A 3,410-nucleotide genomic window follows, 5' to 3' on the forward strand; every position below is an offset into this window, starting at 1 on the left:
CGGTTGAGGGGGCGTGAGCCGCATGGATGCGGCGACCGAGCTTACAGGGACGTACTTGCAGCGTCCCCCTCAACCGGACCCACCCCGCCATCCCACGGATAGCCAGCTCTTGAATTTGACGTTGCTCTGGCCTGTGGCGGGTGCAGGGCGCAGCCCTGCCATGCCCCCCCCTCCCAATACAGGTAACTGCAGGTCACAGGATAAGCAGACGCCTTGTTGCTGCCCTCGAACAGGTCCACATTCCTGTGCAGGAGGCGGGCTGCCCGCCCGTTCTCGAGACAACAGGAGACCTGCATGTCCGCTGCCCCCATCACCGCCATCCCCCCCGATCCGGCCACCGGCCAGCAGATCGCCAGCCACCCCTTCGCCACCGCCGCTGAACTGGAAGACCTCCTGCAGCGCGGCCAGGTCGGCTTCGCCGCCTGGAGCACGCAGTCGCTGGACGCGCGCGCTGCCGTCCTGCGTGCCATGGCCGCCGTCCTGCGTCGTGACCGGGAGCCGCTTGCCGCGATGGCTACCGCCGAGATGGGCAAGGTACACGCCGAATCGCTGGCCGAGATCGAGAAGTGCGCGCTGCTGTGCGACTGGTATGCCGACAACGGTGCGCAGTTCCTGCGCGACGAGCCCACCCAGGTGCCCGATGACAAGGCCTACGTGTCCTACCTGCCTCTGGGCGTTGTGCTGGGCATCATGCCGTGGAACTTCCCGTACTGGCAGGTGATGCGCGCGGCCGTGCCGATCCTGATGGGTGGCAACGGCTTCCTGCTGAAGCCGGCCGAGAACATCGTCGGTAGCGCGCAGCTGCTCGATGCGGCCTGGCGCGAAGCCGGCCTGCCGGACGGCACCTTCATCGCCGCCAACATCAGCCGCGAGGGCACCAGCGCCGCCATCGCCGATGACCGCATCGCTGCCGTCACCCTCACTGGCAGCGTCGCCGCCGGTCGCAGCATCGCCGCCCAGGCCGGGCAGGCACTGAAGAAGGTGGTGCTGGAACTGGGTGGCTCCGATCCGTTCATCGTGCTCGCCGATGCTGACCTCGACGCCGCCGTCGATGCGGCCGTGGCCTCGCGCTTCCAGAACACCGGTCAGGTCTGCATCGCCGGCAAGCGCATCATCGTCGAAGAGGCTGTCTACGAGCGTTTCGTGGCGCAGTTCTGCCAGAAGGTGAAGGCGCTGACCATCGGTGACGGCCGCGAAGCCGCCAACCGCATCGGCCCGATGGCCCGCCAGGATCTGCTGGAGCAGCTCGACGCGCAGGTGCGTGCGTCGGTCGATGCGGGCGCGCAGCTGCTGGTCGGTGGCCATCAGCTGGACCGGCCGGGCAGCTTCTACGCGCCGACCGTGCTGGCCGGGGTCGAGCCGGGCATGCAGGCCTTCGATACCGAAACCTTCGGGCCGGTGGCCTCGATCAGCCGCGCCCGCGACGCCGACCACGCGGTGGAGCTGGCTAACCAGAGCGAGTTCGGCCTCAGCGGCAACCTGTGGACCGGCAACCATGAACGGGCCATGCAGCTGGCACGCCGGCTGCAGACAGGCGGCGTGTTCGTCAACGGTTTCTCGGCCTCCGACCCGCGCGTGCCGATCGGCGGCGTGAAGAAGAGCGGCTTCGGCCGTGAGCTCTCGCACTTCGGCATCCGTGAGTTCGTCAACGCGCAGACGGTCTGGTTCGACAAGCGTTGACGCGCGGCTTCCACCCTCTCTGCAACGATCCATCATCAGTCCAGCGAAAAGGACGGCATCCAATGTCCAAGGGTTCAGATCTGCTTGTCGCCGCGCTTGAGAACGAAGGCGTCGAGCGCATTTTCGGTATTCCCGGCGAAGAAAACCTCGACGTGGTCGAGTCGCTGCGCCATTCCAGCATCGAGCTGGTCATTACCCGCCACGAGCAGGCGGCGGTGTTCATGGCCGCCACCTACGGCCGCCTGACCGGCAAGCCGGGCGTGTGCCTGGCCACCCTCGGCCCGGGCGCGCTGAACTTCACCACTGGCGCGGCCTATGCGCTGCTGGGGGCGTGGCCGGTCATCATGATCACCGGCCAGAAGGGCATCGTTGCCAGCAAGCAGGCGCGCTTCCAGATCGTGGACATCGTCAGCACGATGAAGCCGCTGACCAAGCTGGCCCGGCAGATCGTCTCGGCGCGCACCATCCCGACCATCGTCCGCGAGGCCTTCCGCGTGGCCCAGGAGGAGCGCCCTGGCCCGGTGCTGCTGGAGCTGCCCGAGGACATCGCCGCCACCGAGGTGGAGGGCGTGCCCCTCATTCCGACCCACGCGGTGGACCGGCCGATTGCCAGCCCGGAAGCGCTGGACCGCGCGGCGGAGATCATCCGCGGTGCCAAGCGGCCGCTGCTGATGATCGCCTCGGCGGCATCGCGCCCGCAGTCCAGCGAGGCGCTGTCGGCCTTCGTGCAGCGCGCCGGCATCCCGTTCTTCACCACGCAGATGGGCAAGGGCGCGGTGGCGGGCGGCTCGGGCCTGTACATGGGCACCGCGGCACTGACCGAGCGCGACTACGTGCACATGGCCATCGACCAGGCCGACGTGATCGTGACCATCGGCCACGAAGTGACCGAAAAGCCGCCCTTCGTGATGCGCCCGGGTGGCCCGACCGTCATCCATATCGGCTATTCGCAGGCGGCGGTGGAGCAGGTGTATTTCCCGCAGGTGGAGGTGATCGGCGATATCGGTCGCTCGCTGACCCAGCTCGCCGACCGCATCGAAGGCGCCGTGCCGCATGCCGATGCGCTGCTGCCGCTGCGCGCGACCATCCTCGAGCACCTTGCCGACCGTGCCGAGGAGGCCGGGTTCACCCCGCAGCGGCTGGTGCATGACGTGCGCCAGGTGATGCCGCCGGACGGCATCGTGGCGCTGGACAACGGCATGTACAAGATCTGGTTTGCGCGCAATTACCGCACCCAGGTGGCCAACACGCTGCTGCTGGACAACGCCCTGGCGACGATGGGCGCGGGCCTTCCGTCGGCGATCCTGGCCTCGATCCTGTATCCCGAGCGGCGGGTGCTGGCGGTCTGTGGCGATGGCGGCTTCATGATGAACAGCCAGGAGCTGGAGACAGCGCGCCGGCTGGGCCTGAACCTGGTGGTGCTGATCCTCAATGACGGCGCCTACGGGATGATCCGCTGGAAGCAGGCGGTGGATGGTTTCACCGACTACGGCATGACCTTCAGCAACCCGGATTTCGTGAAGTACGCCGAGGCGTATGGCTGCAAAGGCCATGAGGTGACCGCCATCGAGCAGTTCATCCCGACCCTGGAAGCGGCGTTCAACGACGGCGGGGTGCATCTGGTCTCGGTGCCAGTGGACTACTCGGAAAACCAGCGGGTGCTGGTGGAGGAACTGCGGCAGGCGTTCCCCGGGAACGGGTGAGGTAGCGCCGGGCCACGCCCGGCGGAT

General features: G+C 67.7%; 2 protein-coding genes. Both read left to right on the forward strand.

Going from position 1 to position 3,410, the window contains the following annotated elements:
• Window positions 1-294: 294 nt before the first annotated feature.
• The gene (locus DCO49_RS19720; protein ID WP_116865426.1) at window positions 295-1,680 is read left to right on the forward strand and encodes an NAD-dependent succinate-semialdehyde dehydrogenase; all 1,386 of its coding nucleotides are present in this window, start codon (window positions 295-297) and stop codon (window positions 1,678-1,680) included.
• Between the two features lie 62 nt (window positions 1,681-1,742).
• Window positions 1,743-3,383, forward strand: a complete 1,641-nt coding sequence (locus DCO49_RS19725; protein ID WP_116865427.1) for an acetolactate synthase large subunit — start codon at window positions 1,743-1,745, stop codon at window positions 3,381-3,383.
• The last annotated feature ends 27 nt before the right edge of the window (window positions 3,384-3,410 follow it).

Origin of the sequence: Stenotrophomonas sp. SPM (assembly GCF_003105135.1) — a bacterium.
Lineage (GTDB): Bacteria > Pseudomonadota > Gammaproteobacteria > Xanthomonadales > Xanthomonadaceae > Stenotrophomonas.